The sequence below is a fragment of the Mesorhizobium carmichaelinearum genome, assembly GCF_900199455.1.
In the GTDB taxonomy this organism is placed as follows: Bacteria; Pseudomonadota; Alphaproteobacteria; order Rhizobiales; family Rhizobiaceae; genus Mesorhizobium; species Mesorhizobium carmichaelinearum.
In genome coordinates this window covers 328,453-352,122 of sequence record NZ_FZQR01000003.1, presented here as the reverse complement: position 1 = coordinate 352,122, position 23,670 = coordinate 328,453, and the positions used below count along the sequence as shown (strand labels likewise).

Here is a 23,670-nt window from a genome sequence, read left to right as displayed (position 1 = left end):
GAAAAAGCAAGACCAGCCGCCTGCGTCATAGCGGCGAACCGGCCTGTTCGACGCAAAAAACCTTCACGTCCGGTTGATCGAGACGCCGCCATCGGCAAACAGCGCCGTTCCCGTGGTGAAGCTCGATGCGTCGGAGGCGAGATAAAGCGCCGAGCGGGCGATCTCCTCGGGCTGCGCCATGCGCTTCAAGGCATGGATGCCTTCGACGAAAGCGCGAGCCTCGGGCGTCGTTGTCGTCGCGCCCGGCGTGTCGGTGCCGCCCGGCAGCAGTGCATTGACGCGTAGCCCCTTCGGCCCGTATTCGGCGGCCAGAACCTGTGTCAGGCCGATCAGGCCGGCCTTGGCGGCGGCGTAGGCGGCCATGCCCGGCATGCCGGCGGTGTAGCCGACAAAACTCGACGTGAAGATCAGCGAGCCAACACCGCGCTCCAGCATGGCCGGTATCTGATATTTCGCGCCGAGAAAGGCACTGGTCAAATTGATGTCCATCGTCTCGTGCCATGTCGCCGGCATCATGTCGGGCAGGGGTGCCATCAAGCCGACGGCGCCGGCATTGTTGAAGGCGATGTCGAGGCCGCCAAAATTTTCGACAGCCAGATCGACAAGCGCCTTCGCATAGGCTTCGTCCCTGACGTCGCCGGCAAGGGCGACGGCCGTGCCGTCAGCGTCTGATATCTCGGCGACCAGCGTGTCGAGCTCGGCCTGACGGCGGGCGGAGACGACAATCCTGGCGCCTTCCTCGGCGAAGAGTTTTGCGGTGGCGCGGCCGATGCCGGAACTGGCGCCGGTGACAATGGCGATCTTGTTGGCGAGTGCGAGCATCTTTTGCATCCCTGTTTTTCGCGCCGGTCTCAGCGGCAATCGGGATGCTTGGTCGCAGATGGGGTGGGGAGGAGCCACCCGAAAGCTGCGAAGGTGTCGCAGTCCGGACCTATTGCTTCAGAAGCCAGCTCAGCCGGTCGAGCGAAAATGCGTAGCTGATGGCGATGAGCAGGGCGACGATGATACCCGTGGTCGTGTAACCCGCGGCATAGAATCCGGCAGCGCCGCCGAACAGGATGATCAGTTCGAGCGCCAGCCTTACCGTGCCCGGCACAGGCACCGGTGCGCGGCCCGACCGGCTTGGATCGTTGAGCACCGCGAAGGTGCCCCACAGCGCGGCCGCAACAAGCGGCACGGCCAAAGCGAGGACCCAGCGCCACCATCCGTCGGAGAGGGTCCAGCCGGCAATGCCGAGACCAAGCAGGGCGGCAAGCTCCAGCAGGAAGCGCAACGTCAAATTCCACCAGGCATTGCCCACGATCGCTCTCCGAAGATTCGCGACAGGCAATGTGGCTGAAGGCCGTCACGACAGCCAGCCCGCATGCCTCTTTTTCGTCGTGGCGCAAAACGGCAAGCGCCGTCGCAAACAGCGCAAGGGTGGAAGCGCTGTTTCGCTAGTGATACACCTCGCGCGCCGGGCCGAACAAAAGCCCGGCTGCAATCCGCGAGATCTGTTGGCGCGAGGCTGGGACGTTGAAAAAATATTCGGTATTCGCCATCGCACGCGAGGCCATGCGCGGCCACAAGGGCTGGGAGGAGCAGTGGTCCTCGCCGGAGCCCAAGAAGGAATACGACGTCATCATCGTCGGCGCCGGCGGTCATGGGCTGGCCACCGCCTATTATCTTGCCACGGTGCATGGCATCACCAATGTCGCGGTGCTGGAAAAGGGCTGGCTGGGCGGCGGCAACACCGGCCGCAACACCACCATCATCCGCTCCAACTATCTCTATGACGAGAGCGCCGGCATTTACGACCATGCGCTGAAACTGTGGGACGGGCTCAGCCAAGAGCTCAACTACAACGTCATGTATTCGGCGCGCGGCGTCATGATGCTGGCGCACAATGTGCACGACATCCAGGTGCTGAAGCGCCATGTCCATGCCAACCGGCTGAACGGCATCGACAATGAATGGCTGTCGCCGGAGCAGGCCAAGGAATTCTGCCCGCCACTGAACATCTCCAGGGATGCACGTTACCCGGTCGTCGGTGCCGCCTTGCAGCGCCGCGGCGGCACGGCGCGCCATGATGCGGTGGCCTGGGGTTATGCGCGCGGCGCTTCGGCGCGCGGCGTGCACATCATCCAGAATTGCGAGGTCACCGGCGTCAAGCGCGCCCCGAACGGCGCGGTGTTGGGCGTTGATACGACGCGCGGCTTCATCGGCGCCAAGAAGGTCGGCGTGGTGGCCGCCGGCCATTCCTCGGTCATCATGAACATGGCCGGCGTGCGCATGCCGCTGGAAAGCTATCCGCTGCAGGCGCTGGTGTCGGAGCCGATCAAGCCGGTCGTGCCTTGCGTGGTGATGTCGAACACGGTGCACGCCTATATCTCGCAGTCCGACAAGGGCGAACTGGTGATCGGCGCCGGCACCGACCAGTATGTCTCCTATTCGCAGACCGGCGGTCTGCACATTCTGCAGCATACGCTGGACGCCATCTGCGAGATGTTCCCGATCTTCACGCGCATGAAGATGCTGCGTTCGTGGGGCGGCATCGTCGATGTCACGCCGGACCGCTCGCCGATCCTGGCCAAGACGCCGGTGCCCGGCCTCTATGTCAATTGCGGCTGGGGCACGGGCGGCTTCAAGGCGACGCCGGGTTCGGGCCATGTCTTTGCCCACACCATCGCCAAGGACGATCCGCACCCGATCAACGCGCCCTTCACCATCGAGCGCTTCCGCACCGGCCGGCTCATCGACGAGGCGGCGGCGGCGGCGGTGGCGCACTGATGATGATGGCCGAGATGGCTGTCGCGATGCCGCTGATGCTGGCGGGGGAGCAGGGCATGTTCCATATGCCGTCCGCTGAAGAGGTACGGCTGCAGCCGATCGCGCGTGCTGGCAACGAGGCTGGATGGCCGTTTTCGGTCGACGAGGGAACGCTCGCCTGCGTCTGGGGCGGCGGCCAGAAAGTTGTGATGTTCTTCGAAGGCCGGCCGAATGGCCTGGATGAAGACGAGGATTTCAAACCGCGTGGCGTCATCGTCACGACCGACCCGATGCAACTGACGCTCGGCAACATGGCCAACCGCGCCCTGTTTCGTGATTCCGCTGATGTCGCGGAGCGGCTGCGGCTCGTCGCGCCGTTCGTGACCATGGGCCAGAAGCTTTGCGACCAACCCCCCGGCGCGCGCGTCGGCCACGGCGAATTGTAGGAACGAACAGAATGCTTCTCATCCGCTGCCCCTATTGCGAGGAAGAGCGCCCGGAGCTCGAATTCCGCAACGCCGGCGAGGCGCATATTGCGCGCTCGGCCAACATTGCGGGCGAGAGCGACGACGACTTCGAAAAGTTCTTCTTCATCCGCTCCAATCCCAAGGGCATCATCTATGAGCGCTGGCGGCACATGCATGGCTGCGCGCGCTTCTTCAACGCGGTGCGCGACACCGTCACCGACAAGTTCGTCATGACCTACAAGGCCGGCGAACCCAAACCCGCCAAGCTGCCGGGAGTTGCCAAATGAGCGGCGCGTTCCGCATCCCGAGAGCCGGTCGCCTGAGCCAGGCCAAGACCGCGCGGTTCAGCTTCGATGGCCAGTCCTATGCCGGCATCGAGGGCGACACGCTGGCCTCCGCACTGCTTGCCAATGGCGTGCATCTGGTCGGCCGCTCGTTCAAGTATCACCGGCCGCGCGGCTTCCTGTCGGCAGGCGCGGAAGAGCCGAATGCGCTGGTGCAGATCGTGCGTGACGAGGCGCGCAAGACGCCGAACGTGCGCGCCACCGTGCAGGAACTCTATGACGGGCTCGCCGCCAATTCGCAGAACCGCTGGCCGTCGCTGTCCTTCGATGTCGGCGCGGTCAACGATATTGCGTCGCCGATGTTTTCGGCGGGCTTCTACTACAAGACCTTCATGTGGCCGAAGGCGGCCTGGAAGAGCCTTTACGAGCCCAAAATCCGCGAAGCCGCCGGCCTCGGCGTTTCACCCGACAAACCCGATCCCGACCACTATTCGTCGCGCTACGCGCATTGCGACGTGCTGGTGCTGGGCGGCGGTGCGGCCGGCATCGCGGCGGCCTTGGCTGCGGCCGAGACCGGCGTGCGCGTCATCCTCGCCGATGAGCAGGCCGAGTTCGGTGGCAGCCTGCGTTTCGAGACGGGTGCCAAGATCGACGGGCAGAATGGTTTTGTCTGGGCGCAAGCGGCGATTGCCAAGCTCGCCGCCATGGGCAATGTCCGCGTGCTCTCGCGCACCACGGCCTTCGGCTATTACGCGCAGAATTTCGTCGGCCTGGTCGAGCGCGTCAGCGATCACCTCAAGGCCCCCGGCCACGACCTGCCGCGCGAGCGGCTGTGGCAGGTGCGCGCGAAGCGCGTCGTGCTGGCCTCGGGCGCCATCGAACGCCATATGGTGTTCGCCAACAATGACCGGCCCGGCATCATGCTGGCGGGCGCGGCGCGCACCTTCCTCAACCACTATGGCGTGGCGGTCGGCAGGAATGTCGGCGTCTACACCGCCAATGACTCGGCTTACGCTGCGGCGATCGACCTGAAGAAGGCCGGCGTCAACATCGCGGCGATCGTCGATCTGCGCGACAACCCGACCGGTCCGGTGATCGACGAGGCGCGGGCGCTCGGCATCGAGGTCAATTTCGGCCGCGCGGTGATCCGCGCCGGCGGCAAGTTGCGCGTGTCCTCGATGACGGTGCAGCCGAAGAATGGCGGCGGCGAGCGCACCATTCCCGTCGATGCGATCCTGATGTCGGCCGGCTGGACGCCGTCGGTGCATCTGTTCTCGCAGTCGCGCGGCAAGGTCGCCTTCAACGACGAGACCAAGCGCTTCGTGCCGGGCACCTATGCGCAGGACTGCGTCTCCGTCGGCGCCTGCAACGGCACCGATGGGTTGTCGGCAACGATGGACGAAGCCTACGCGGCTGGCGACCAGGCAGCCAAGGATGCCGGCGCGAAAACCGCCAAGGGCACCAAGCCGAAGGTCGACGCCTCGGAAAGCTGGTCGCGCGGCATGCTGGGCGCTGCGCCCGGCGCCGGCCCGGACACGACAGTGAAGGCCTTCGTCGATTTCCAGAACGACGTCACCGCCAAGGACATCCGCCAGGCGGTGCATGAAGGCATGCGTTCGATCGAGCACGTCAAGCGCTTCACCACCAACGGCATGGCGACCGACCAGGGCAAGACCTCGAACATGCACGGTCTGGCGATCGCGGCGGAAACGCTGGGCAAGCCGATCCCCGAGGTCGGCCTGACCACCTTCCGGGCACCCTACACGCCGGTCACCTTCGGCGCGATCGTCAGCCATGCGCGCGGGCCGCTGTTCGACCCGACGCGCAAGACGGCAACGCATCCGTGGGCCGAGGCGCAGGGTGCGGTGTTCGAGGACGTCGGGCAGTGGAAGCGCGCCTGGTATTTCCCGAAGGCCGGCGAAGACATGCATGCGGCGGTCGACCGCGAATGCGTCGCGGTCCGCACGACGGCCGGCCTGTTCGATGCCTCGACGCTCGGCAAGATCGAAGTGGTCGGGCCGGATGCGGCCAAGTTCATGGAACTGCTCTACACCAATCCGTGGGAGAAGCTGGAGCCCGGCCGCTGCCGCTATGGCATCATGCTGCGCGAGGACGGTTTCATCTATGATGACGGCGTCGTCGGCAGGCTGGCGCCGGACCGTTTCCATGTGACGACGACGACCGGCGGCGCGCCGCGCGTCATGAACCATATGGAGGACTATCTCCAGACCGAGTTCCCGCACTTAAATGTCTGGCTGACCTCGATCACCGAGCAGTGGGCTGTCATTGCGGTGCAGGGGCCGAAGTCGCGCGACATCATCGCACCGCTGGTCGAAGGCATCGACATGTCCGACGAGGCGCTGCCGCACATGTCGGTGCGCGAAGGCAAGATCTGCGGTGTGCCGACCAGACTGTTCCGCATGTCGTTCACCGGCGAGCGTGGCTTCGAAGTCAACGTTCCGGCCGACTATGGCCAGGCCGTCTGGGAGGCGCTGTGGGCAGAGGGCCAGAAGCATGGCGCCACCGCTTACGGCACGGAGTCCATGCACGTGCTGCGCGCCGAAAAAGGCTACATCATCGTCGGCCAGGATACTGACGGCACGGTGACGCCGAATGATGCCGGTCTCGACTGGGCGGTCGGCAAGAAGAAGACCGACTTCGTCGGCATCCGCGGCATGGCGCGGCCGGACCTAGTCGCCAAGGGCCGCAAGCAACTGGTCGGCCTCAAGACCAAGGACCCGAAGGTGGTGCTGGAGGAAGGCGCGCAGATCGTTGCGGATCCCAAACAGGCGATCCCGATGAAGATGATCGGCCACGTGACGTCCAGCTACTGGTCTCAGAATTGCGGCCGCTCGATCGCGCTGGCGTTGGTTGCCGGCGGCCGCGACCGGATGGGCGACACGCTCTACGTGCCGATGCCGAACGGGGTGATCGAAGTGGAGGTTACCAGCATGGTGTTCTTCGACGAGACGGGAGGCCGCCTCAATGGCTAAGGCTGCTGCAAAGAAGACGACTTCGGCCACATCGCCTTCGGTCGACCGCCGTCCGGCATTGGCTGGACGCGCCGTCTCCGCGACAGGCGTCAAGGTCGAGGTGCTGCCGCCGGCGGAGCGCATCTCGCTGCGCGCGCCGGAGGCTTCGGTCGCGGCGCTTTCCAAGGCGCTCGGCCTGACCTTGCCGAAGAAGCCGAAGACTTCCGCGTCGAAGGCAGGCCGCACCGCTCTGTGGCTCGGCCCCGACGAGTGGCTTGTCATCGACGAGGGCGGAAACGATCCGCTCGCCGACTGTGCGACGGTCACCGCGCTGCATTCGGCGGTCGGCATTTCACACCGTAACATCGCGATCTCGGTCGCTGGTCCGGCGGCCGAAGCCACGGTCAATTCGGGCTGCCCGCAGGATCTGTCGCTCGACGCCTTCCCGGTGGGCGCCGCTTCGCGCACCATCCTCGGCAAGGCCGAGATCGTGCTGTTGCGCACGGCCAACGACGCCTTCCATGTGGAGTGCTGGCGTTCCTTCTCGGACTATGTCTTTACTTTCCTGTCCGAGGGAGCTCGCGACGCGGCTGGCTGACCCGGAACGTTTTGCCGCCCGCGTTCGTTGTGCGGCAACAGGTCGAGGGAGAATGCCGATGCCGTCAAAGTCCGCGCCAAAGTCGCCGGTGAAAAAGACGCCGGCCGTCCGTTCGCTCGAACATGAGCAGCATGAAGCGTCGAGCGCCGAAGAGGAACTCGAGGAAGGCCTCGAGGATACGTTCCCGGCCAGCGATCCGATATCGATCACCAGTTCGGCGATCCCCGGCGGGCCCGCCAAGCCCGGCAAGGCCAAGACCGTCCCTGGACGGAAACCCCGCAAGCGCTGACTTCAGCAATTTTGGTCGAAAGGCATCTTCCCAAGATATCGCCAGTTGAGATATTCAAAGCGCTTTGGAGAGGAAAAATGCCGATAAAAGCTGTTGTCTGGGGCGAGAATGTCCATGAGCAGACCAATGCCGCCGTGCGCGACCTCTATCCACTGACCATGCATGGCACGATTGCCGCGGCGCTTAACCAGGACAAGGACATCGAGGCGACCACCGCCACCTTGCAGGAACCCGAGCACGGCCTGAGCGAGAAGCGCCTTGCCGCCACCGACGTGCTTTTGTGGTGGGGCCATGCCGCGCATGGCGAGGTCAAGGACGAGATCGTCGAGCGCGTGCAGAAGCGGGTCTGGGAAGGCATGGGGCTGATCGTGCTGCATTCCGGCCACTACTCGAAGATCTTCAAGCGGCTGATGGGCACGCCCTGTTCGCTGAAATGGCGTGAGGCGGGCGAGCGCGAGCGCGTCTGGGTGATCAACCGCAGCCACCCGATCGCGCAAGGCATCGGCGAATGCCTGGAGATCGGCGAGACGGAAATGTATGGCGAGCCCTTCGCGGTGCCGGAGCCGCTGGAGACGGTGTTCGTCTCCTGGTACGAGGGCGGCGAGGTGTTCCGTTCCGGGCTGACCTACCAGCGCGGCGCGGGCCGCATCTTCTATTTCTCACCCGGCCACGAGACTTATCCGATCTATCACAATGAGGGCGTGCAGCAGGTGCTGCGCAATGCCGTGCACTGGGCGCATAATCCGGCACCCGCATGGGCCGGCATCACCAATGCGCCGAACGTGCCGACGGACAAGGCCAAGGAGAAGATCGTGCAGAAGGGCCTGCGGCTGCATGCCGACGGCGACAAGGGGTTGAGCTGATGGGGGATTTGAGCTGATGCACCGCCTTCTCCTGCTCGGCACCGGCTGGATCGCCGGACATCATATCGAAGAGTTCGCTAAGGTTCCTGGCTGCAGCATTGTCGCCTGTGTCGATCAGCTGCCTGGCCGCGCGGCGGCCTTTGCCGCTGCCAACAAGATCGGCGTTTCTTTCGAGAGCCTTGAAGCGGCGATCGCCTGGGGCGATTTCGACGCCGCCATCAACGCTACTCCGGATGGTGTGCACAAGGCGACGACGCTGGCGCTGCTTGCCGCGGGAAAACATGTCTTTTGCGAAAAGCCGCTGGCACCGAACCATGCCGACGCGCTTGCCATGACCGAAGCGGCCGAGGCCGCCGGCCTCGTCAATATGGTCAATCTCACCTACCGCAATTCACCGGCGATCCAGGAAGCACGGCGTCTGGTGTTGGCGGGCGCGATCGGCGAATTGCGCCATGTCGAGGCGAGCTACAAGCAGAGCTGGCTGGTCAGCAAATCCTGGGGGGACTGGCGCGTCGAGGACAAATGGCTGTGGCGTCTGTCGAGCCGGCACGGTTCGACCGGGGTTCTGGGCGATGTCGGTATCCACATCCTCGACTTCGCCACCTATGGCGCGGCCCAGGATATCGTCAGCCTGAATGCCGATCTGGCGACGTTTCCGAAGGCCGAGGGCGATCGGATCGGCGACTATGTGCTGGACGCCAATGACAGTGTGGCGATGACGGCACGGCTCACATCCGGCGCGCTGGCGACGATCATGGCGAGCCGCTACACAACCGGCCATGGCAATGATTTGTCGCTGGCGCTGCATGGCACCAAGGGAGCGCTCAAGGTCGAGACCGATGGCAAGGCGGCGCGGCTGTCGGCGTGCCTGGGAGAGGACGTCGATGTTCAGCTCTGGCGAGAGCAAGCCCTGCCGGACGTCAAGCGCAACGCCCAGCGTTTTGTCGACGCGCTGGATGCCGGGCAGAATGGCGCCCCGTCCTTCCGGCGCGCTGCCGACATGCAGAAGCTGATCGACGCGGCCTTCGAGAGTTCGGCGAGCAGGCTGCCGGTCTCGATTGGCTGATATATTCACCTGGCCGGCCTGTGCCGGCCAGAAGCGTTTCTGCGTAAATATTAGAACGCGCTCGGCACGATCCACGGATTGATGCTAATGCCAAGGCGCGGGCCTTTGCCTTCAGCGGTGTTTTCCGTGGTGCCCTTCTTCTCGACCGAGCCGGTCGAGGCGCAATCCAGCTTCACATTGGTCTTGGTGTCGACGCAGGTCGCGGCCGGCACGTGCTTGACCGGGTGGGTGGAGTTGGCGGCGAAGGCCGAGCCGGAAAATGCCAGCACGGCGGCGAGGGTGAGGAGCGTCTTTTTCATTGTCAGTCTCCGTTTTCGACGGGTGAATTTTTTCCGTACATGTACGATGCTGCGTACAAAATACGTCCGCCGATCGCGAAGTTCAAGCCGAAATCGTACGCGTACGGTAAAATTTTGTTAACCAAGAAATTCGCCCTCCGGTAGGCCGGGGAAGGTCGCGAGGAAGTATGGAAACGAAGGAGTTGGCGTTCAGCAGTTGACCGGTGTCTCGGTCAGCGGCGGCACGTTCTGCGTGCTGAGTGCGGCCAGTTGGAAATCGCACATGCGTTTCACGAAAGCATGCGGGTCGCCGAAGGGGTAGAAGGGGAAGGTGATCAGCAGCGAGATCGTGCCGTGGCCGACCGCCCACAGCATGGTGGCGATGGCGCGCGGATCGCCCTGCAATTTTCCGGCGGCGACGCAGGCCTCGACCCGGCTGATCAGCGCCTTCATCGCCGGGTTGGCCTCGTGCATTTCTTGAAAACTCTGGCCCTCCGGCGGCCTGGTCTTCTCGGTCATGAAGACGGTGCGGTATTCGTTGGGATTGCCGAGGCCGAAGGCGGCATATTCGGTCATTACCGCCTGCAAGGCCTCGATCGGATCGTCGGACGGATGCTCCTCGATGCGGCGGGCAAGCGTCTCGAACGCATCTTCGGCCAGCGCGAACAGAATGTCCTGCTTGTCGGCGAAATAAGAATAGACCGACATCGGCGCATAGCCGACCCGCTTGGCCAGTTTGCGGATGGTCAGGCCTTCATAGCCTTCTTCCCGGACGAGCTTGTGCGCGGCCTCGACCAGCTCGGAGCGCAACTCGGCCTTCTGTTTTTCGCGGCGTTTCTGGACGCTCGGCGGCAAGTCTGGTGCCTTTCGGTGGTGTCTGGGGTTGATGGTATCTGGCTAAATTATATACGCTGTACGGAAACGGACAAGGGCGCCGCGGGTTCCCAAGCGGTAGGCATCAGATCGCGCCGACACCGCCATCGATGGCCAGCGCATGGCCGGTCATGAAGGAGTTGGCCGGGTCGGCGGCGAACAGGATGGCAGTGGTGATCTCGTCGACTTCCGCCACGCGCTTCATCGGCACGCCGCGTGTCAGTTCGGCCAACGCCTCTGCCTCTGGCGCACCGGAGGCGCGCACGAAACTGTCCACCATTGCCGTCCTGGTGTGGGCCGGGCAGATGGCGTTGATGCGCACACCCTTGGTTGCGTATTCGGCGGCCGCCGATTTGGTCAGCCCGACGACGCCATGCTTGGCGGCGGCATAGATCGAGAGTTTTGGCGCGCCGACCAGTCCGGCAACCGAGGCGATGTTGACGATTGCGCCGCCCCTGGCCGTTACCTTGAACTGCCGCTCCATCTGGGGGATCTGCTGCTTCATGGCATAGAAGACGCCGAGCAGGTCGATCTCAAGCACGCGGCGGGCCTCGTCCGACGGAACCTGCGGCAGGCGCACGAAACTCTGGACGATGCCGGCATTGTTGACGGCGACATCCAGCCGGCCGAATCTTGCGACCGCCAGCCTGACCAGGTCCTCGGACAGTCTCTCGTCCGCTACGTCGCCGGCCAGGATCGCGGTTTCGGCTGGCAAGGTCGCGGCAAGATCGGCGAGCGCCATTTCGTCGATGTCCGACAGCACCAGCCGCGCGCCCTCGGCGGCAAAGCCTTTCGCGGCACCCCGGCCGAGGCCGCCGGCGGCACCCGTGATCAGCACCGTTGCTCCGTCAAAGCGGCCCATCATGTCTCCCCGTCATGTCTGCTTGTCGATTAGTCTGGCGGCGAGGTGCGAAAGCAGTTTCACCGCCTCGCCATAGGTTCTGGCCTTTTCGGGATTGGAGGCATTGCCGTCCAGCGCGCGCTTGTAGACGCCCTGGCAGATCGCCGCCAGACGGAAGAAGGAGAAGGCAAGGAAGAACGTCCAGTTGCCGATGCCGCTGAGCCCGCGCCGCCGGCAATAGGCGGCGACATAGTCTTCCTCCGAAGGCAGGCCGAGCGCGGCGCGGTCGATTCCGCTCAGGCCGCGAAAGCCGGATGCATGCGGCAAGCGCCATTGCATGCACTGATAGGCGATGTCGGCGAAGGGGTGGCCCAGCGTCGACAGCTCCCAGTCGAGCACCGCGATGACGCTTGGCTGGTCCGACGCGAAGATCAGATTGTCCAGCCGGTAGTCGCCATGCACCAAAGAGACACGGCCATCATCTGCTGGCATATGCGTTTCCAGCCAGGCGATCAGCCGGTCCATGTCGGCAATGGTGCCGGTTTCCGAGGCACGGTACTGGCTGGTCCAGCGTGCCAGCTGCCGCTCGAAATAATTGCCTGGCCGGCCGAAATCGCCAAGACCCACGGCCCCGACATCGACATCGTGCAGGGCCGCGAGCGTGCCGTTCATGGCGTCGTAGATCGCGGCGCGCTCGTCATTGTCGCGTGCCTCAGGCAGCGCCGGATCCCAGAAGATGCGGCCGTCGAGGAAATCCATGACATAGAACATGCGGCCGATCGGCGACTCCTCGGCCGACAGATGCAGCATTGCCGGCACCGGGACGGCGGTGCCGGCAAGCGCCTTCATCACGCGGAATTCGCGGTCGACCTGATGCGCCGATTTCAGCAATTGCCCCGGCGGCTTGGCGCGCAGCACATAGCTGCCGCTGGCCGCCGTGATGAGATAGGTCGGATTGGACTGGCCGGATTTGAACTTTTCGATTGACGCAAGCCCGGAAAAACCCGGGATTTCAGCCTCGAGGTAAGGCGCAAGCGCTGCCTGGTCGAGCGCGTTGGCGTCGCTCATGCGGTCTCGGGCTGGCGTTCGATCAGCGTCAGCGTCAGCCAGCGGGCGGTCAGCGCCGGTTTCTTCGAGCCCTCGATCTCGATCGTCACGTCGTGCGCGGTCTGCACCCAGCCGGATGGCCTGACCTTGACATCGGCCAGTACGAAATGGGTGCGGATGCGTGCGCCGGTCTTCACCGGCGCCAGGAAGCGCAGCGAATCGAAGCCATGGTTGACGCCCATCTTGCCGTTTTCCAGCGGCGGCATGGTCTCGAAGGTCATCGCCGACAACAGCGACAGCGACAGGAAGCCATGCGCGATGGTGCCGCCGAACGGCGTCTCGCGCTTGGCCCGCTCGGGGTCGCAATGGATGAACTGGTGGTCGTCGGTGGCGTCGGCGAACTGGTCGATCATGCGCTGCGTGACCACACGCCAGGGCGAGACGCCAACCTCCTTGCCGACACTGGCCAGAAGCACATCGAGACTGATCGGTTCCACGCTCATGTCCTCCAGTTCACCTCCGGCTTCTACGGCCGGAAAATGTCATTCCTTGAACAAGGTCAATCCATGCTGCACCGACTGCCCGCCGTCGATCGGCAGGATGGCGCCGGTGACATAACTGCCTGCACGGCTGCACAAATAGAGCGTTGCGCCGGCAATGTCATCCGCCGCGCCGATACGGCCGATCGGAACATGACTGCCGACATGTTTGGCCTGCTCATCCGTGCCGGTGGCAAAGGCCGTCATCCGGCTCTGGAAGGGGCCCGGGGCAAAAGCGTTGACGGTGATGCGGCGGGCGGCGAATTCGAGCGCGAGCGTACGCGTCAGATGATGCACCGCAGCCTTGGACGCCGTGTAGGAATAGGCGTCGTCGGCCAGCGGTTGCGTGCCCATAACCGAACCCAGATTAATCACCCGGGCCGGATCTGCGTCGCTGGCGGCTGCTTCGAGCAGCGGCAGCAATTCGCGCGTCAGATGGAAGACGGCGGTGACATTGACGCCGAACACCTTGGCCCATGCCGAATAGGGAAAACTTTCCAGCGGCGCGCCCCAGGAAACGCCGGCATTGTTGACCAGAATGTTGAGCCTGTCGGTCCGTGCCTTGACCTCGGCGACGAGTGCGGCGATGCCGGCCTCGCTGGAGACGTCGCCGGCAAAGCCCTCGGCCCGACCCGGGGCGCCGAGCGTGTTCAACGCATTGGCGACCTTGATGCAATCCTCGCCCTTGCGCGAGGCGATCATGACGCTGGCGCCGGCTCTGACCAGCGCTGTCGCCGCCATGCGGCCGATGCCGGTCGCCGCGCCCGTCACCAGCGCGGTCTTGCCGGCCACCGAAAACAGCTCGTCAAGATAGGCCATTCCAATCCTCCGCGCTTTGCCTTGGGCAAAGAGTTCGCGTTGACAAGGCTATCCGAAGTACGGTCATCCTTGCCACGGGTAAATTGCCGGGCCTCTATGAAGGGTTAGCGACCGATGACGGAGATGAATCTCGGCATGACCGGGCGGCTGAAGCCGATCCACGCGCGCGTCGCGGCCATGGTGCGCGACGAGATCATGCCGCTCGACAAGGAATTTTTGGGCGAGGTGGGCAAGGCAGGCAACCGCTGGACCTACAGCGCCCGCCAGAGCGAGATCCTCGAAGGGCTGAAGAAGACCGCAAAAGAGCGTGGCCTGTGGAATTTCTGGCTGACCGACTCGGAACGCGGCTACGGCCTGTCCACCGTCGAGTATGCCTATCTCGCCGAGGAGATGGGCAAGGCGCATCTCGGCGCCGAGACCTTCAACTGCTCGGCGCCCGACACCGGCAATATGGAGGTGCTGGAACGCTACGGCTCGGCCGACCACAAGAAAACATGGCTGGAGCCGCTTTTGGACGGAAAAATCCGCTCGGCCTATCTGATGACCGAGCCGGATGTCGCCTCGTCCGACGCCACCAACATTTCGATGCGCTGCGACCGACAAGGCGACGACTATGTGCTCAACGGCGAGAAATGGTGGGCATCGGGCGCCGGCGATCCACGCTGTGCCATCTACATCGTGATGGTGCGGACCGGCGGCGACGGGGAGCCGCAGCACCGCCGCCATTCGATGATCCTGGTGCCTGCGGACACGAAAGGCGTGACCAAGGTCCGCGCCATGCAGGTCTATGGCGACGATGACGCGCCGCATGGCCATATGCACCTGCGCTTCGACAATGTCAGGGTCCCGGCAACAAACCTGATCCTCGGCGAGGGCAGGGGGTTCGAAATCGCACAAGGCCGGCTCGGTCCCGGCCGCATCCATCACTGCATGCGCGCCATCGGCCAGGCCGAGATGGCGCTGGAGATGCTGTGTCAACGCTCGGTGCGCCGCGAGGCCTTCGGTCAGCCTCTGGCAAAACTCGGTGCCAATTTCGACATCATCGCCGAGTGCCGCATGGAAATTGAGATGGCGCGGCTGCTGTGTCTCAAGGCGGCGTGGATGATCGACCAGGGCGATGCGCGCGCCGCTGCCCCATGGATCAGCCAGATCAAGGTCATCGCACCGCGCGTCGCACTCAAGGTTACCGACGAGGCGGTGCAGATGTTCGGCGCGCAAGGCATCAGCCAGGACACGCCGCTGGCGCGCTCGTGGACGCATCTGCGGACATTGCGCCTCGCCGACGGGCCTGATGCCGTGCATCGCCGCCAGGTGGCGCGGACGGAGCTGAAGAAATACACGCAGGAGAAGGTCTGAGCAGCAGCTCGGTCCGCTGCGCTATGATCCTTCCGCCAAAAATCAAGGAGTGTCACCGATGACCATTCCCTCCGAAATGAAGGCCCTGCTCCTGGTCGGCGATGGCTACACCAAGACGCCGAGCGGCAGTGCGCTTGAGGCGATGGAGCCTTATCTCGCGCCGGGCAGCATCGCGGTGCCGTCGCCCGGACAGAGCCAGGTGCTGATCAAGGTCAGCCTGGCCTCGATCAACCCATCCGATGTCGCCTTCATCAAGGGCCAGTACGGCCAACCGCGCGCCAAGGGCCGGCCGGCCGGCTTCGAGGGCGTCGGCACCGTCGTCGCCGGCGGCGACGAGCCCTATGCCAAGAGCCTCGTCGGCAAGCGCGTCGCCTTCGCCACCGGCCTCAGCAATTGGGGCTCGTGGGCTGAGTTTGCCGTCGCCGAGGCGGCGGCCTGTATTCCGCTGCTCGACACCGTGCGCGACGAGGATGGCGCGGCAATGATCGTCAATCCGCTCACCGCCATCGCCATGTTCGACATCGTCAAACAGGAGGGTGAAAAGGCCTTCGTCATGACCGCCGGCGCCAGCCAGCTCTGCAAGCTGATCATTGGCCTGGCCAGGGAGGAAGGGTTCCGGCCTATCGTCACCGTGCGCCGCGACGAGCAGATCGCCCTTCTGAAGGAGATCGGCGCTGCCCATGTGCTGAACGAGAAGGCGCCGGATTTCGAGGCCACGCTGCGCGAGGTGATGAAGGCCGAACAACCGCGCATCTTCCTCGATGCGGTTACCGGGCCGCTGGCTTCAGCCATCTTCCATGCGATGCCGAAACGGGCGCGCTGGATCATCTATGGCCGGCTGGACACCGACGCCACCATCATCCGCGAGCCCGGCCAGTTGATCTTCCAGCACAAGCATATCGAAGGCTTCTGGCTGAGCGAATGGATGCGGCAATTCAAGGAGCGGCGCGGCCCGGCGGTCCTGGAAGCGCAGAAGCGTTTTTCCGACGGGCGCTGGTCGACCGACGTGACAGCCGTCGTGCCGCTCGCCGAGGCCATCGCGCGGGTGCCGGCGGAACTCGCCAAGCCCAACGGCAAGGTTTTCATCCGGCCTTGAGTGACCATGACCGAGTGAGATGAAGTCCGGCAACTGCAAAGAAACGGGGGCTGCTTATGAGAAGATGGTGGTTTGTGCCGATCGTCCTGCTGTCGATGGTCGGCGCCATCGGGGCACAGGCGTCCGACAAGTTTCCGCCGTTTTGGCGCAAGGCCATGACGAACGATCCGAATACGAATTACTTTCTCAAGAAATATTCCGCTCCCCTGGACGACCCCGCCGCGACCGCGGTCAGGAACATCATGCTGGCGCGGGTGGTCGGTGCCGAATGTCAGTCGTCCAGGCTCAACAAGGCCAAGATCAAAGCCTACCGCGACAGGGCGATCGCCCCGCTCACGCCCGAGCAACTCAAAGCAGCAGCATTCGACAGTGGTATTGCGTTGCGCGGTTTCGGCTACCAGGATCTCGCTTACCTTTGTGCCGGCATCGACTATCAATTCGGACCGAAAGGGGTGCTGATCCCGGGGGCTGTTTCAACCGGCAGGGGTGAGCCGAATCATCGATACGACCCCAGCAATCCCTATTTTAGCCTGCCTGAATTTACAGGCGACTAGTCAGGTCGCCTGCTTCGGGGTGGCGAAGACGAAGATGGATTCCGGCATTCCATGCGAATGAAGGTGTGGCCTTTGCGCCGATCAACCCCCCTATGCCTCGCCGCTTTGTCCGTGATATGCCGCCGCCATCGTATGCCGGGACAGTGCTGGACCGAGCCTGTTCCGGATGTTGTGGGGTGTCTTGATGACGATGTCCAAGCCGGTTTTCGACCGTTTGGGACTTGGCCTGTGGATCGGAGCGTTCCTGGTCGTTCTTGTCCTCGTCCTGTTGGCGCCCGACACGCGCAGCGTGCTGTCGGCCTACAGATATGGCAGCCAGGAGTTTCTGGCCGGCCGGCCGCTCTATGATCTCCAGTCCGAGATGGGGTATCTCTACGCGCCGGCCTTTGCCGCGCTCTATGTTCCGCTGTTTAAGCTCGGCCCGCATCTGGGCGGCCTGGTGTGGCATATCATAGGCTTCGCGGTACTGACCTTCGCCGCGATGCGGCAGGTGCGCAAGCTCGGCGGCGGAGAGTTGCCATGGTTGCTGTCCTTCGGGCTGTTCCTTGCCCTGCCGATGGCGCTGGGGGCGATCCGCAACGGCCAGGCGACGATCCTGTTGACCGGCGCCTGCTGGCTTCTCACCTTGTCGGCGCTCGAAGGACGGCGCGCCGAAACCTTCTTCTGGGCTTCGGTCGCCATCATCGCCAAGCCGACAGCGATCATCATGCTGCTGTTGGTGGGCGCCCTGCGCCTGCGGCTGATACCGGTGCTGGTGCTGGCGGTGCTGTTCGTGCTCGCACTGCCTTACGCTTTCGCTCCCGCAAGCTATCTCAACGACCAGTATCGTGTTTTTGGCCAGATGCTGACCTCGATGGCCGTCGACAACACCAGCCATTTCGTTCCCACCGATTTCACGGCGCCGTTTACCAAAATGGGGCTGCCCCTCCCGGAATTCTGCGCCACGATCGTGCGCATCGTCATGGCCCTGTTCACGCTTTCAGCCGTCATCTGGTTCGACCGCAAGCTCGAACGCGGAACGGCTGGTCTCGCCATCTTCCTGACGGCGACGTTCTACATGTGCGTCTTCAACCCGCGCGTCGAGCCCAACACCTATGCCATGATCGCCGTGCCCGCCGGTCTCGCTGTCGCCTTGTTGTGGCGCGAGGAACGCGGCGGTGCTCTGGCGTCGGTGCTCGCGGTGACCCTGTTCCTGACAGGGCTGACCGGCGTCGAGCGCCATATCCAGGATTTCACCTACCCTTGGTTCCGGCCGATCGCGGTCACCGTTATCGCCAGCTCCCTGATCTGGTGGTTCTGGGCGAAAGCAGGAGACAAGGTGACGCGAGGTAAGATGATGAATGAAAGGCCTGTCGCAAATGGCTGAGTCGCGGCCCGTTCTCGATATCGTGGCGCCGTTCTTCAACGAGGCGCAATCGGCGTCGGCGTTTGCCGCATTGCTCGGCAAGCTTGAAGCCGAAGTGTCGCAACGTTTCGGCATGCAAGTCCACAAGATCCTGGTCGACGATGGCAGCCGCGACGATGGCGCCGAGCGGTTTTCGCGGGCGCTGTCGGGGTCCTGGGAGATCGTCCGGCTCAGCCGCAATTTCGGCAAGGAGGTCGCGGTGCTCGCCGGCCTAGACCAGTCGCGCGGCGACATGGCACTGGTCATGGACGCCGACCTGCAGCATTCGATGGACACCAGCCTGAGGATGATCGCCGAGCTGGTGGAAAACCCGGATATCGATGTCGTCTTCGCGCAGAACGACCGCCGCGAGGCCAGCTGGCGGCGCAGCCAACTGGCGAAGCTGTTCTATAGCCTGATCAACAGCAGCCAGCGTTTCGACATTCCGGAGAACGCGGGAGATTTCCGCGTCATGCGTGGCGCCGTGGTGGGCGCGCTGACCAGCCTGCGCGACAAACGGCGCTTCAACAAGGGCCTGTTCGCCTGGGCCGGCTTCCGCCAGAAAGCCATACAATATTCGCCGGAAAACCGCGCTATCGGCACGTCGAAATGGAGCCGGCTCAACCTGATCGCCTTCTCGCTGGAAGGGTTTACGTCCTTTTCCGTCATTCCGCTGCGCATCATCAGCCTGAGTGGGATGCTGGCAGCGTTGGCGGGCATCATCTACGGAGCCAAAGTGTTCTTCGAGGTGATGTTCTACGGCATCGCCGTCCCCGGCTATCCCAGCCTCATGGTCGCCGTCGTTCTGCTCGGCGGCCTCAACCTCACCTTGCTCGGCCTGATTGGCGAATATGTCTGGGTCACGCTTTCGGAAAGCAAGGATCGGCCGGTCTATATCGTGCGCGATGTCGTGCGTGGTGACGTTTCGGACAGGCCGCCAGGCGCGCCCGGCGCATGACGCGGCGCATCCGCCTGATCGCCGACGACTACGGCCTGGCGCCCGGCGTCTCCGCCGGGATTCTCGACCTGCTCGATCACCGCCGCCTGACCGGCACCAGCTGCATGACCGGCTTTCCGGAATGGCCTGATGCGGCGGCGCGTATAAAGCCGCTGTGCGGCCGCGCGGCGGTCGGGCTGCACCTGACCCTCACCGACCAGCCGGCTGTCACCGGCCAATCGAGCCTGGCGCCGGAAGGCCGGCTGCCGCCGCTGCGGTCGCTGGCACTGCCGGTCCTGCGCGGAAACATTGACGAGCGGGATGTCCATGCCGAGCTCGACGCGCAGTACAGCCGTTTCGTCGAAGCTCTTGGCCGCCAGCCTGACTTCATCGACGGGCACCAGCACGTGCACTTCCTGCCTGTCGTGCGCAAATGGCTGCGGGCGCATTTTTCCGAAGAGGGCGGCAGGCCGGCGCTGCGCGGTGCGCCGGCGCTGGGCCATGCCGCCGTGGCGCCGAAAGTCGCGGCAATCGCTGCCGTAGCCGCCGGCTTCAACCGCTCTATGGCGCGCGCCGGCTTCACCCTTTTCGCGCCGCTCGCCGGCATCTATGACTGGCGGCAACCCGAGCGGTTCGCGCCGGTTCTGCAGGCCGCCGTGGAAACGCTACCGGAACAAGGCCTGTTCATGTGCCATCCCGGCTATGTCGACGAGACGCTGCGGGCGCGCGACCCGATGCAAGGCGTGCGCGAGGTGGAATACGCGGTCTTGGCCTCGGACGATTTCGGCGCGAGCCTCGCCCACGCCGGTGTCGAGATCATGGACGGCAAGGGATGAGCGGCACGGACCAGCCCCGCCGTTCGACCGGCAGCAAGATCGTGCGCTTTGCCATTGTCGGGCTGGTGAATACGGCGATCGACCTTGCCGGCTTTTTCCTGCTGCTCAAGCTGCATGTCCCGCCGCTGCCGGCCAACGTCGTCTCCTGGTCGATCGCCGTCGTCTTCTCTTTCGTGGCCAATGGCTTCTGGTCGTTCGAGCGCAACCACGCCATCCGGCTGCATGACGCCTTCCTGCGCTTCGTCTCGCTTGGGGCGCTGATTTCGCTCGGCGTTTCCAGCCTGTCGCTCGCACTGTTCGCCGGCATTGCCGGGGTGTGGCCGGCAAAGATCGGCGGCGTCATCGTGGCGGCGGTGCTGAATTTCCTCGCCGCGCGCTGGTCGATCGAAGGCCGGCTGCTGAAGTAGTGGCTACTGCGCCGCGCGGATGTTGTGTCCCGCGCTACGAGACATAGCTTCCCATCTTTGCCCTAACGCAACTCTTCCATTTCCCGAATACGCCGTGCGCCGTCGGCCTCGAGTTGCCTGGTGACGGCGCCGATCAGCGTTTCGGCGACGACGAAAAGCGCGGCCGAGGAATCCCATGCCGACGGCACAGCGGTTCGGCCGGCGATGACGTGGCGGGCAAACCGGGCGATCGGCGACAGCCACTGGTCGGTGAAGAGCACGATCTGGACGCCGCGCTGATGCGCCTTCTCGGCGAAGCGGACGAGGCTGTCCTGGTAGCGCCTGATGTCGAAGATCACCAGCACGTCGCGCTTGCCCATGTCGATCAGCCTGTCGCGCCACATGCTCTCCTGTCCGGCGAGGTGAAAGACATCGGGCTGGATGACAGCGAGGTGGGCGGCCATGTAACGTGCCAGCGGATCGGTGAAGCGGCCGCCGATCAGGAATGTCTTGCCACGCCGGTCGGCAAGCCGTGCCGCGATATCGGCAAGCTGCTTGTCGGAGAGATGGCGGAAGGTCTCGCGCATATTGTCGAGCGTTGCTTCCAGCATCGGCGAAACCGTGCCGCCGCCGGGCGAGGGCGGGTTGAGCGTGCGTATCGCCGGCGACTGCAGCTGCGCCGCCAGTTCGTCCTGCAGGCTCGACTGGAATTCCGGATAGTTCTGGAAGCCGAGCCGGGCCACGAAACGCAGGATTGTCGGCGAGGAGACGCCGGCTGCGGCCGAGAATTCGGCAACCGTCTTCAGGCCGATCATCGGATAGCTGGCAATCAGCGTCTGCGCCGCGCGCCGTTCGCCGGCCGGCATCGTGCCGAGGCGGTCGGCGATCAGTTCGGCAATGCTGGAAATCATCTTTTCCCCCACCCCTTGGCCTGGCCCACGAGATCGCATTTGACAAAGCCGGGTAAACTGTATGAAATCATCCATAGGGACGCAATGAGGCAAAATACGTAACATACGATACAGCGCTCCCCGGGGACCGCAGACTATGGAGAAAGCACGGCCCGCCAGCCTTGCATCGTCCGATACCGTAGGGGTGACCAACCCGGGCGGATCGAGCCCTTTCGTGCTGACCTGCGATCACGCTTCCAATTTCCTGCCCGCCGAATTCGGTACGCTCGGCCTTGCCGCCGAGGACCTGTCGCGCCACATCGCCTGGGATCCGGGTGCGCTGCCGGTGGCGCTGCGCATGGCGCAGGCCCTCGATGCGACGCTGGTCGAAACCCGCATTTCGCGTCTCGTCGTCGATTGCAACCGGCCGCTCGATGCGCCGGACCTGGTGCCGCCGGTCAGCGAGACGACAGCCATACCGGGCAATGCCGGCCTGTCGGAAAAACAGCGCGCGGCGCGGGTCGCCCTGTCGTGGCAGCCGTTTCACAGCACTATCGAGCAGATTGTCGAAGACAGGCTGGCGCGCGGCCAGGAGACCCGGCTGGTTTCCGTGCATTCCTTCACCCCGGTCTACAAGGGCAACATCAGGCCCTGGCATATCGGCATCATCCATGATGAGGACCGCCGGCTGGCATCGCCGCTGATATCGGCGCTCAAGCGGCTTGCCGGCATCACCGTCGGCGTCAACGAACCCTATTCGCCGGCCGACCGCGTCTATTTCACGCTGGAACGGCATGCGCGCTCGCGCGGGCTGCCCTGTGCGATGATCGAAATCCGCAACGATGAAATCGCCGGCGAGACCGGGCAGCGGAAATGGGCGGATCTGCTCACGGGCATTTTTTCGAATCTGGAGCCAGAGGAGGCCAAGGGCTCTCGACGAAGCGCAGTCGGAAAGTCAGTTCAATCGGCCAGCTAAGAACCAATAGGGGAATTCTGACATGACAACACCTGATCACTCTGACAAGTCGGAGGACACAAAGATCCTTCACAATATGGGCTACGCCCAGGAATTGGCTCGCCGCATGAGCGGCTTCTCCAACTTCGCCATTTCCTTCTCGATCATCTGCATTCTGGCGGGCGGCATTACGTCTTTCCCATTGGCCATGGCCACCGGCAGCGGTTTCGAGGCGACCATCGGCTGGGTCATCGGCGGCGTCTTCGCGCTCGTGGTCGCGGCTTCTCTCGGCCAGATCGGCTCGGCCTATCCCACCGCCGGCGGCCTCTATCACTGGTCGTCGATCCTGGGCGGACGCGGCTGGGGCTGGGCCACGGCCTGGATCAACTTGCTCGGCCTGATCTTCGTTGTCGCTTCGGTGAATGTCGGCGTCTATCTGCTGTTTCAAGGGCTCGTGGCGGGTCCGATCTTCGGTTGGGACACATCGGCCTGGGGCTTCTGGCAGCAGACGGCGGCAGTCGTCTTGATTACCGTCACCCAAGGCCTCTTCAATCATCTCGGCATCAAGACAACGACGATGTTGACCGACTTTTCCGGCTACCTCATCCTCGTTGTTGCGGTTGTCCTGACGCTGACCTTCCTGATCTGGGGCGCGCATGGCTTCGATCTTGCGCGGTTGACGACTTTCGTCAACACGACCGGCGATCTCGGTGGTGGCTATGTTCCGACGGCTCGCACCGCACTCGTAGCCTTCCTGATCGGCCTTCTCTATCCGCTTTACACCATCACCGGCTTCGACGCCTCGGCGCATACGGCCGAGGAAACGCACAATGCCCGCGTTGCGGTGCCCAGAGGGATGATCCATGCAGTCTTGTGGTCTCTCGTCTTCGGGTTCGTCATGGCGGTCTCCTTCGTCCTGGCCAGCCCCGATCTCCTGGCGACCGCCAAGGACGGCGGCAATGCCTGGTTCAACCTGTTCAATAATCTGCCGGCGCCAACCTGGCTGAAGGCTCTGCTCGGCATCGCCATCGTGCTGTCGAACTATCTGTGCGCGCTGGCCGGGCTCACTTCGACATCGCGCATGATCTTCGCATTCTCGCGTGACGGGGGCCTGCCCGGGTCGTCTTTGTGGAAGCAGGTTTCGCCAACCTGGCGCACGCCGGTGCCTGCCATCTGGCTCGGCGTGGTGCTCTCGATTGCCGCTACCCTTTATTCGCCGGCGTTCGCGGCGCTGGCAGCCGGCTGCGCTCTTTTCCTTTATGTCTCCTACGCCATGCCGATCGCAGCCGGACTTCTCGCGGAAGGTAAGAGCTGGACTGAGTTCGGACCGTTCCGGCTCGGCATCTGGTCAAAGCCGTTCGCCATCATCACCGTGCTTGGTGTTCTGGTGTTGATGTATGCCGGCATCCAGCCGCCCTTCGACATCCTGATCAACTATGCGATCGGATTGATCGTTCTGCTCGTCGTTTTGTGGTTCGCCGTTGAAAATCGCCGCTTCCAGGGTCCACCCATCGGCGAGGCGGCAATCGCCAAGCGCACGGCGACCATCGCAGCGGCCGAAAAGGCCGTCGGCGAATCCGCCTAAACAGCCA

General features: G+C 64.0%; 26 protein-coding genes. 17 read left to right on the top strand and 9 right to left on the bottom strand.

Annotated features, from left to right (window positions below; translation table 11 throughout):
• Nucleotides 1–63: 63 nt before the first annotated feature.
• Both CKW40_RS08310 and CKW40_RS08305 read right to left on the bottom strand, forming a co-directional pair.
• Nucleotides 64–822, bottom strand: coding sequence for an SDR family oxidoreductase (locus tag CKW40_RS08310; protein ID WP_095199732.1), 759 nt, complete (start codon nucleotides 820–822; stop codon nucleotides 64–66).
• Nucleotides 823–931: 109 nt separating this feature from the next.
• Nucleotides 932–1,300, bottom strand: a complete 369-nt coding sequence (locus CKW40_RS08305; RefSeq protein ID WP_095199454.1) for a DUF2568 domain-containing protein — start codon at nucleotides 1,298–1,300, stop codon at nucleotides 932–934.
• A 215-nt stretch (nucleotides 1,301–1,515) separates the two neighbouring features.
• Between CKW40_RS08305 and CKW40_RS08300 the strand changes: the two genes are divergently transcribed.
• The 8 genes from CKW40_RS08300 (at nucleotide 1,516) to CKW40_RS08265 (ending at nucleotide 9,287) form a co-directional block, all read left to right on the top strand.
• Entirely contained in the window at nucleotides 1,516–2,769 is a 1,254-nt protein-coding gene (locus tag CKW40_RS08300; protein WP_095199453.1) for a sarcosine oxidase subunit beta, read from the top strand.
• 2 nt (nucleotides 2,770–2,771) lie between these two features.
• The gene (locus CKW40_RS08295; RefSeq protein WP_095199731.1) at nucleotides 2,772–3,194 is read left to right on the top strand and encodes a hypothetical protein; all 423 of its coding nucleotides are present in this window, start codon (nucleotides 2,772–2,774) and stop codon (nucleotides 3,192–3,194) included.
• Nucleotides 3,195–3,205: 11 nt separating this feature from the next.
• Nucleotides 3,206–3,502: a sarcosine oxidase subunit delta gene (locus CKW40_RS08290; protein ID WP_095199452.1), complete on the top strand. Its 297-nt coding sequence runs from the start codon at nucleotides 3,206–3,208 to the stop codon at nucleotides 3,500–3,502.
• Nucleotides 3,499–6,492 carry a sarcosine oxidase subunit alpha gene (locus CKW40_RS08285; protein WP_095199451.1) on the top strand — a complete coding sequence of 998 codons (2,994 nt, stop codon included), beginning with the start codon at nucleotides 3,499–3,501 and terminating at the stop codon, nucleotides 6,490–6,492. Before CKW40_RS08290 ends, CKW40_RS08285 begins: the two co-directional genes overlap by 4 nt.
• Nucleotides 6,485–7,069, top strand: a complete 585-nt coding sequence (locus tag CKW40_RS08280; RefSeq protein WP_095199450.1) for a sarcosine oxidase subunit gamma — start codon at nucleotides 6,485–6,487, stop codon at nucleotides 7,067–7,069. The genes CKW40_RS08285 and CKW40_RS08280 overlap by 8 nt, the downstream gene beginning before the upstream one ends.
• Nucleotides 7,070–7,127: 58 nt before the next feature.
• Entirely contained in the window at nucleotides 7,128–7,358 is a 231-nt protein-coding gene (locus tag CKW40_RS08275) for a hypothetical protein (RefSeq protein WP_095199730.1), read from the top strand.
• Nucleotides 7,359–7,435: 77 nt separating this feature from the next.
• The gene (locus CKW40_RS08270) at nucleotides 7,436–8,221 is read left to right on the top strand and encodes a ThuA domain-containing protein (RefSeq protein WP_095199449.1); all 786 of its coding nucleotides are present in this window, start codon (nucleotides 7,436–7,438) and stop codon (nucleotides 8,219–8,221) included.
• 16 nt (nucleotides 8,222–8,237) lie between these two features.
• Nucleotides 8,238–9,287 (top strand): Gfo/Idh/MocA family protein, encoded by a 1,050-nt coding sequence (locus tag CKW40_RS08265; protein WP_095199448.1) that lies wholly within the window; start codon nucleotides 8,238–8,240, stop codon nucleotides 9,285–9,287.
• A gap of 50 nt (nucleotides 9,288–9,337) precedes the next feature.
• Here the strand turns inward: CKW40_RS08265 and CKW40_RS08260 are convergent, their stop codons facing one another.
• The 6 genes from CKW40_RS08260 to CKW40_RS08235 form a co-directional block, all read right to left on the bottom strand.
• Nucleotides 9,338–9,586 carry a DUF680 domain-containing protein gene (locus CKW40_RS08260; protein WP_095199447.1) on the bottom strand — a complete coding sequence of 83 codons (249 nt, stop codon included), beginning with the start codon at nucleotides 9,584–9,586 and terminating at the stop codon, nucleotides 9,338–9,340.
• Nucleotides 9,587–9,775: 189 nt separating this feature from the next.
• Entirely contained in the window at nucleotides 9,776–10,420 is a 645-nt protein-coding gene (locus CKW40_RS08255; RefSeq protein ID WP_095199446.1) for a TetR/AcrR family transcriptional regulator, read from the bottom strand.
• A gap of 103 nt (nucleotides 10,421–10,523) precedes the next feature.
• Nucleotides 10,524–11,300, bottom strand: coding sequence for an SDR family NAD(P)-dependent oxidoreductase (locus CKW40_RS08250; RefSeq protein WP_095199729.1), 777 nt, complete (start codon nucleotides 11,298–11,300; stop codon nucleotides 10,524–10,526).
• Nucleotides 11,301–11,312: 12 nt separating this feature from the next.
• Nucleotides 11,313–12,347: a phosphotransferase family protein gene (locus CKW40_RS08245; RefSeq protein ID WP_095199445.1), complete on the bottom strand. Its 1,035-nt coding sequence runs from the start codon at nucleotides 12,345–12,347 to the stop codon at nucleotides 11,313–11,315.
• A complete protein-coding gene (locus CKW40_RS08240) occupies nucleotides 12,344–12,829 on the bottom strand; it encodes a MaoC family dehydratase (RefSeq protein WP_280175382.1) in 486 nt (161 codons plus the stop codon). Before CKW40_RS08240 ends, CKW40_RS08245 begins: the two co-directional genes overlap by 4 nt.
• Nucleotides 12,830–12,868: 39 nt before the next feature.
• Nucleotides 12,869–13,684 (bottom strand): SDR family oxidoreductase, encoded by an 816-nt coding sequence (locus CKW40_RS08235; protein ID WP_095199444.1) that lies wholly within the window; start codon nucleotides 13,682–13,684, stop codon nucleotides 12,869–12,871.
• Nucleotides 13,685–13,798: 114 nt separating this feature from the next.
• On the opposite strand from CKW40_RS08235, the gene CKW40_RS08230 reads away from it, so the two are divergent.
• From CKW40_RS08230 to CKW40_RS08200, 7 genes are all read left to right on the top strand, one after another.
• A complete protein-coding gene (locus CKW40_RS08230) occupies nucleotides 13,799–15,040 on the top strand; it encodes an acyl-CoA dehydrogenase (RefSeq protein ID WP_095199443.1) in 1,242 nt (413 codons plus the stop codon).
• A 58-nt stretch (nucleotides 15,041–15,098) separates the two neighbouring features.
• The gene (locus CKW40_RS08225; protein WP_095199442.1) at nucleotides 15,099–16,136 is read left to right on the top strand and encodes a zinc-binding dehydrogenase; all 1,038 of its coding nucleotides are present in this window, start codon (nucleotides 15,099–15,101) and stop codon (nucleotides 16,134–16,136) included.
• Between the two features lie 74 nt (nucleotides 16,137–16,210).
• The gene (locus CKW40_RS08220) at nucleotides 16,211–16,690 is read left to right on the top strand and encodes a hypothetical protein (RefSeq protein ID WP_179297883.1); all 480 of its coding nucleotides are present in this window, start codon (nucleotides 16,211–16,213) and stop codon (nucleotides 16,688–16,690) included.
• Nucleotides 16,691–16,874: 184 nt separating this feature from the next.
• On the top strand, nucleotides 16,875–18,056 hold the full coding sequence (locus CKW40_RS08215; RefSeq protein WP_095199441.1) for a glycosyltransferase family 87 protein: 1,182 nt from the start codon (nucleotides 16,875–16,877) through the stop codon (nucleotides 18,054–18,056).
• Nucleotides 18,049–19,032 carry a glycosyltransferase family 2 protein gene (locus tag CKW40_RS08210; protein ID WP_095199440.1) on the top strand — a complete coding sequence of 328 codons (984 nt, stop codon included), beginning with the start codon at nucleotides 18,049–18,051 and terminating at the stop codon, nucleotides 19,030–19,032. The genes CKW40_RS08215 and CKW40_RS08210 overlap by 8 nt, the downstream gene beginning before the upstream one ends.
• Nucleotides 19,029–19,847 (top strand): ChbG/HpnK family deacetylase, encoded by an 819-nt coding sequence (locus tag CKW40_RS08205; RefSeq protein WP_095199439.1) that lies wholly within the window; start codon nucleotides 19,029–19,031, stop codon nucleotides 19,845–19,847. The genes CKW40_RS08210 and CKW40_RS08205 overlap by 4 nt, the downstream gene beginning before the upstream one ends.
• Nucleotides 19,844–20,254, top strand: a complete 411-nt coding sequence (locus CKW40_RS08200) for a GtrA family protein (RefSeq protein WP_095199438.1) — start codon at nucleotides 19,844–19,846, stop codon at nucleotides 20,252–20,254. Before CKW40_RS08205 ends, CKW40_RS08200 begins: the two co-directional genes overlap by 4 nt.
• Before the next feature lie 62 nt (nucleotides 20,255–20,316).
• On the opposite strand, the gene CKW40_RS08195 is transcribed toward CKW40_RS08200, so the two are convergent.
• Nucleotides 20,317–21,144: a MurR/RpiR family transcriptional regulator gene (locus CKW40_RS08195; RefSeq protein ID WP_095199437.1), complete on the bottom strand. Its 828-nt coding sequence runs from the start codon at nucleotides 21,142–21,144 to the stop codon at nucleotides 20,317–20,319.
• A gap of 136 nt (nucleotides 21,145–21,280) precedes the next feature.
• Here CKW40_RS08195 and CKW40_RS08190 point away from each other — a divergent pair, with 136 nt between their 5' ends.
• Both CKW40_RS08190 and CKW40_RS08185 read left to right on the top strand, forming a co-directional pair.
• A complete protein-coding gene (locus CKW40_RS08190) occupies nucleotides 21,281–22,099 on the top strand; it encodes an N-formylglutamate amidohydrolase (protein ID WP_095199436.1) in 819 nt (272 codons plus the stop codon).
• 22 nt (nucleotides 22,100–22,121) lie between these two features.
• Entirely contained in the window at nucleotides 22,122–23,663 is a 1,542-nt protein-coding gene (locus CKW40_RS08185; RefSeq protein ID WP_095199435.1) for an amino acid permease, read from the top strand.
• The last annotated feature ends 7 nt before the right edge of the window (nucleotides 23,664–23,670 follow it).